The organism is Streptomyces brasiliensis (assembly GCF_014647875.1).
GTDB classification, from domain to species: Bacteria; Actinomycetota; Actinomycetes; order Streptomycetales; family Streptomycetaceae; genus Streptomyces; species Streptomyces brasiliensis.
In genome coordinates this window covers 1-4218 of record NZ_BMQA01000166.1, presented here as the reverse complement: position 1 = coordinate 4218, position 4218 = coordinate 1, and the positions used below count along the sequence as shown (strand labels likewise).

Sequence of the window (4218 nt, the reverse complement as noted above, 5' to 3'; positions counted from 1 at the left end):
CCATCGCGCCGCCGACGCATCGTCACGCACCGCAACCGTTACGTTGCCGAGAAGACCTCAATGTCTGGAGCATCATCTGTCCAGCAAAGTGACTCCACCAGACCCGGGGCACATCAGACTCTACGAAACTCGGGGCAGTTCGGAGGGTATCCGCGTCCACACCTTCGCCACCCGGGCCGAGGCGAACCTCACTCTTCGAGTACATCGACGGCTTCTATAACGGCCGGCGCATCCAGGAACGGCTCGGCTGGCTCAGCCCCCCTACCCAAGGGCCACCTAAATCACCGACCACCAGTCCTACCTCACCGCCATCGCAGAGGAGATCAACAACCAGCCCCGCCGACGCCTCGGCCACCTCGCCCACCCCACAAGAAGCCTTCCAACGCACCCTCACCGAAGGGGCTGGTTCAACGAGTTGACACCGCCCGCCCCGTTGACGCCGGGTTGTGGCGGTGCTCCAATGCCTGGGCACACAACGTGTACATGCCACCGTAGTGGAGACGGGCATTTGCGGTGTGTTTTGCCATGCCTGTTTACCTGGGCTGGTACGGCGTTGCGGATGTCGGTCTCCGCTCAGTCAGGAGCGGACCTTTGATGGTGTTTTCACCGAACGGCGCCGCATTGCGCGGCATACGGAAGTCTCCCCCGCCCCAAGGCAGATCCAACGTCATTCGCCGCGTCACATTGGCGCACTCTTCCCGTCTTCGTCGGGGGGTGACCAGATGAAGCGGCAATTCATGCGGATCGCCGGAGCGGCGGCATTCCTGCTCGGGCTGTCTCTCGTCGCGCCAGCCGCGCCGGCGGCGGGGGCCGCACAGACCGCCGAACCGTCGGCGGCGCGGGGCGTCGACCCCTCGCTGTACTCCAACCTGAAGTGGCGCAACGTCGGCCCGCAGCTCGGCGGGCGTTCGATCGCTGTCGCAGGCAGCTCCGCCCGTCCGAACGAGTACTACTTCGGGGCGACCGGCGGTGGTCTGTGGAAGACCACCGACGGCGGCACGGAGTGGGCGCCGGTGACGGACGGGCAGATCTCCAGCTCGTCGGTCGGCGCGGTCTCGGTGTGCCCGTCCGACCCGGACACGGTCTACATCGGCATGGGCGAGGTGGACCTGCGCGGGAGCATCATCCCGGGCGACGGCGTGTACAAGACCACCGACGGCGGCAAGACCTGGAAGCACCTGGGACTCGCTGACACGCAGATGATCGGCAAGATCCAGGTCGACCCGGGCAACTGTGACCGCGTGTTCGTCGCTGCGCAGGGGCACATATGGGGCAAGAACACCGAGCGTGGCGTGTTCCGCTCCACCGACGGCGGCGCGAACTGGCAGCGCGTGCTCTACGTGGACGACCAGACCGGTTCGCCGGACGTGACGATGGACCCGTCCGACCCGAACGTGCTGTACGCCGGGATGTGGCAGGTCCAGGGCAAGTTCTGGGAGACAAACAACGGTGGCCCCGGTAGCGGGCTCTACAAGTCGACTGACGGCGGCAGCACCTGGACCAAGCTGACTTCCCGCCTCGGGCTGCCCGCGGACGCGCCGATCGGCAAGGTCGGGGTCAGCGTCTCCGCCGCCGACCCGAACCGGGTGTACGCGCTGGTGGAGGCGAAGGACGGCGGGCTGTTCCGCTCCGACGACGCGGGCAGCACCTGGAAGCTGATCAACAACAGCCAGGCCGTCCGGCAGCGAGCCTTCTACTACACCCGAGTGGTCGCCGACCCGGTAGACCCGGACCGGGTCTACGTGCCCGAAGTGCAGTTCCTGCGCTCGAACGACGGCGGCGCCAACTTCTCGACGATGGGTGGCCTGCCGCACGGTGACAACCACGCCCTGTGGATCGACCCGCAGAACAACCAGCGGATGATCGAGGGCAACGACGGTGGCGCCACCGTGTCCACGAACGGCGGCTCGTCGTGGACGGCGGAGGACTACTCGACCGGCCAGTTCTACAGCGTGGTCACCACCAACGACGAGCCTTACCTGATCTGCGGCCAGCAGCAGGACCGCGGCACCACCTGCGCGTCCAGCACCGGCGGCACCGACACGGTCAACATCACCGGCGGCAGCGAGAGCGGGCCGATCGCGGTCGACCCGAAGAACTCCAACGTGTTCTACGCGGGCGACTGCTGCGGGCCGTGGACCGGTTCGATGAGCCGCTTCGACCGCAGTGGTGAGAGCGCCATCGGCGCCCGGCGGGTCGACCCCTGGCCGGACAACCCGATGGGTTCGGCGGCCGGTACGTTGAAGCACCGCTTCCAGTGGTCGTACCCGCTGGTGACCAACCCGGCCGAGCCGGACGCCATCTACGCCGGCTCGCAGCACGTGATGAAGTCGACGAACGGCGGGCAGTCCTGGCAGGAGATCAGCCCGGACCTCAGCTACGCCGATCCGTCGACCCTCGGTCCTTCCGGCGGTCCGATCACCTTGGACCAGACCGGCATCGAGTACTACGCCACCGTGTTCTCGATCGCCCCGTCGACCGTGAACAAGAACCTCATCTGGGCGGGCACCGACGACGGCCGGGTCTGGCTCACCCAGAAGGGCGGCGGCAAGTGGAGTGAGGTCACGCCTGGCGACCTGGAGAAGTTCACCCGGGTCACCATGATCGACGCCGGGCACTCCACCCAGGCCAACGGCGCGGACAAGGCCGCGCAGAAGACCGCGTACCTCGTCGGCCAGCGCTACAAGCTGGAGGACTTCACCCCGATCGCCTACCGCACGCATGACGGCGGCAAGCACTGGACGAAGATCACCACCGGCTTCGCACCGGACGACTTCCTGTGGAGCATCCGCCAGGACCCGGTCCGCAGCGACCTGCTCTACGCGACCAGCGCGCACGGTGTGTACGTGTCGTTCGACGACGGCGACCACTGGCAGTCGCTGCAGACGAACCTGCCCGACGTCACCGCCTACGACCTCAAGGTCAAGGGCAATGACCTGGTGATCTCCACCCAGGGCCGCGGTTTCTACGTCCTCGACGACGGGGCCGAGCTGCTGCGCAGGCTCAACCCCAGCACCACGCCGAAGGACATCGCGGACTTCCACCAGACCGTCCCGCCGGTGACGCCGATCAAGCCGGTGTCACCGCCGGCCGCGGTGGTCCCGCCGACCCAGCACGCCGCGAATGCCGAGAACGACCTGGCCGTCGTGCAGGACCCGGACAACGCCGTCCGTTCGGTGAGCAGCAACGTCTCGGTGAGCTACACCCTCAAACAGGATGTCACCTCGGCGAAGGTGGAGTTCGTCGCGCCTGACGGCACCGTCGTCTCCAGCAACAACGTGCCCACCACGGCGGGGACCAGAACGGCCACGTGGAACATGCGCTACCCGGACGCGGTCAGCTTCCCCGGGCTGGTCTACTGGCAGGGTTCCAACCAGGGTCCGAAGGCGCCGCTTGGCAGCTACACCGCACGCCTCGTGGTGAACGGGGAGCCGTTGCAGCAGTCGTTCGACATCCTGAAGGACTCCCGGCTCACCCATGTCACGGAGGCCGACATCGCGGCGCAGTTCCAGCTGGACCTCGCCGTACGGAACGCCACCAACGACGCCAACCAGGGCGTGATCAACATCCGCGCATGCACCGCGCAGGTGGATGATCGAGTCGGCGCGGCGAACGATCCGGACGTCACCAAGGCCGGTACGTCGCTCGACGACACAGTGAACGCCGTTCAGAACGAGCTGCACCAGAGCAAGAACGTGGCCAACGAGGATCCGCTCAACTTCGGCATCAGGCTCAACAACAGGATCGCCTCGCTGCACTCCGTGATCGAGAGTGTCGACGGCCGGCCCACCGACCAGACCGGGCAGGTCTTCGACAACCTGAACACGCTGCTGCAGGACCAGCTGAAGAAGCTCAGCACCGCGGTCGACACCGACGTGCCGAACTTCAACCAGCTGCTTGCCTCGCACAACCTGGCGCCGATCAGCTGCTCGGCCGTCTGAGGCGCACCCGAAGCAATCGGAAACTCCTGAGCACCATCTGATGTGCGCCTGAGGCACACCGCGCATCACGCCGCCGGGCCGGCACGCTGACCGCTACACGGTCACTGCCTGCCCGGCGGTCGCGCGCTTCTTGAGAGGTACCGGCGGCGCGATGAGCGCTGATCACCTCGGCCGGCGTCGGGCCCGGCGGCCCGCCGGCCGGGAAGGTTCACGCCAGTGAGGTCTTCTCGGCAACGTAACGGTTGCGGTGCGTGACGATGCGTCGGCGGCGCGATGG

General features: G+C 67.0%; 1 protein-coding gene. It reads left to right on the top strand.

The annotated features are described in order from the left end of the window. The first annotated feature begins 722 nt into the window (after positions 1 to 722). Positions 723 to 3941 (top strand): WD40/YVTN/BNR-like repeat-containing protein, encoded by a 3219-nt coding sequence (locus IEZ19_RS49180; RefSeq protein WP_189317862.1) that lies wholly within the window; start codon positions 723 to 725, stop codon positions 3939 to 3941. The last annotated feature ends 277 nt before the right edge of the window (positions 3942 to 4218 follow it).

What these genes read in the sequence shown, in the direction of transcription:
- IEZ19_RS49180 (WP_189317862.1), top strand. Translation starts at nt 723, where the DNA reads ATGAAGCGGCAATTCATGCGGATCGCCGGAGCGGCGGCATTCCTGCTC.